This is a genomic window from Streptomyces sp. WELS2 (genome assembly GCF_013870595.1).
Classification (GTDB): Bacteria; Actinomycetota; Actinomycetes; order Streptomycetales; family Streptomycetaceae; genus Streptomyces.
In genome coordinates this window covers 1-2,054 of record NZ_JACBWZ010000993.1, presented here as the reverse complement: position 1 = coordinate 2,054, position 2,054 = coordinate 1, and the positions used below count along the sequence as shown (strand labels likewise).

The following is a 2,054-nucleotide window of genomic DNA, read 5'->3' as shown; positions in this document are numbered from 1 at the left end:
AGCTCGCCTCGGAGGCGACCGTGTCCCCGCAGAACAGGGCGACCGGGATGACCAGCAGGCGGGTCTCGCCGGAGCCGCGTTCGTGCACGCGCATGGCGACGTGGCGGGGGCCCCGGTCGACGACGAACTCGACGTTCACACCGTCCGGGTAGGCGCTCGCCGGGCTGACCGGCGGCGCGGTGCGCAGATCGCCGGCGTGCGCCAGGTCGGCCACGAAGGCCACGGCGTGCGGGTTGCCCATGTTGACGTTGCGCGCGGGCCAGCTGCGCTCGCCGACGGCCACCGTGACGTCCCCTTCGGGGAGGCGGGCGCGGCCCATGCCGATCGTGATGTCACCGTTCTTCGCGATGTGGACGGTCTTCACGCCCGCGCGCGTGGCGATCGCGAGGTCGCCTTCGGTCACATGGCCGGCGTGCTGGAGGTAGCGCGCGAACACACGGGTGCCGTTGCCGCACATCTCGGCGATCGAGCCGTCGCCGTTGCGGTAGTCCATGAACCACTCGGCCTCGCCGGCCATCGCCCGGGCCTCCGGGTGCGCCGCGGACCGTACGACGTGCAGCACGCCGTCGCCTCCGATGCCCGCCCGGCGGTCGCACAGCGCGGCCACGGCGGCCGGGGACAGGTCGAGGGTGTTCTCCGGGTCCGGGACGATCACGAAGTCGTTCTCCGTGCCGTGACCCTTGAGGAAGGCGATCCGTGTGCTCATTCCTCGATCGTACGGGAGGGCGCCGACGGCGGCCCGGGCCAGGCCGGGGGCTCAGCGGAGCCTTGCCACCCGCCAGACGGCGAGGACGATGACCGCGGCCACCAGGAGGACGTAGCCGAGGACGACCCGCCAGTCCGGGCGGCGGCCCGAGCCGCGCGGGGGCAGCCCCGGCCAGGTGTGGCCGACCCGGCGGGCGGCCATCATGCCCCAGCCCGCGGCGCAGGAGCAGATCAGCAGGCCGAGCATGGCGATGACCGCGCCGCTGTCGCCGAAGTCGAAGGCGAGCGGGAAGGCGAACATCAGGGAGCCGACGGCGCCGAGGCCCACGATGGGTGCCAGCTGCCAGATGCGCAGGCGGCGCTGCGGGCGCAGTTCGACCTCGACCTCCGGGCCGCCCGGATACATCTCCTCGGGCGCCGGTCCGTCGGCGGTGACGCCGCCCTCGGTGTCGTCGGGGCCGTCGTCGGCGAGACGGTCGTCGCTCAGGCGGTCCGCGGACAGAGGGTCGGCGGACAGGGGGTCGGCGGACAGGGGGTCGGCGGACAGGGGGTCGGCGGCAAGGGGGTCGGCGGCAAGGGGAGCGTCGGGAAGGGGTTCCGCCGCGAGGGGGTTTCCGGCCGGACGGCCGGCGTGGGTCCCGTCCGCGCGGGAGCCGTTCGTCCGGGGCCGGTACTCGTGCGGGTGGTGGTCCGCGCCCGGGCCGGGGTCGTCACTCTCCGTGGTGACGGGCTCGGTGCTTCGTGCGGTGTCGCGAGGGCCGGCCTCCATCGCCACGCGCCCTCCCAACTAGGCTCCACTTGGTCGATCGAAGCTCGATGATGGCACGGCGCCGCAGGCCGCGATGACCGGCGGCGCATCCCGATGCCATGACGTGATCAGGCTGTAACCGGTCGTTCGACCAACGCCAGGGCCTGCTGCGGAAGTTCCCCGCGATCCGCGGCGGCCCCACTCAACCAGTGCACGCGGGGATCCCGCCTGAACCAGGAATCCTGGCGGCGCGCGAAGCGCTTGGTGGCACGCACGGTCTCGGCCCGCGCTTCCGCTTCGGTGCACTGACCGGCCAGCGCCGCGAGTACCTGCTGATAGCCGAGCGCGCGCGAGGCCGTGCGCCCCTCGCGCAGGCCCTGCGCCTCCAGTGCGCGCACCTCGTCGACGAGGCCCGCCTCCCACATCCGGTCGACGCGCCGCGCGATGCGCTCGTCCAGTTCCGGGCGGGCGACGTCGACGCCGATCTGGACGGTGTCGTACACCGAGTCGTGGCCCGGCAGATTGGCCGTGAAGGGCTGGCCGGTGATCTCGATCACCTCCAGCGCGCGGACGATCCGGCGGCCGTTGCCCGGCAGGATCG

2 protein-coding genes and 1 pseudogene are annotated in these 2,054 nt (G+C 73.8%); all 3 read right to left on the bottom strand.

Going from position 1 to position 2,054, the window contains the following annotated elements:
- Nucleotides 1-706: diaminopimelate epimerase (gene dapF, locus H5J33_RS32710; RefSeq protein WP_181798339.1), on the bottom strand; the 706-nt coding region annotated here is incomplete at its 3' end.
- Nucleotides 707-757: 51 nt separating this feature from the next.
- A complete protein-coding gene (locus H5J33_RS32705) occupies nt 758-1,252 on the bottom strand; it encodes a hypothetical protein (protein WP_399552983.1) in 495 nt (164 codons plus the stop codon).
- A gap of 329 nt (nt 1,253-1,581) precedes the next feature.
- A pseudogene (locus H5J33_RS32700) lies at nt 1,582-2,054 on the bottom strand (tRNA dimethylallyltransferase); the annotation flags it as partial.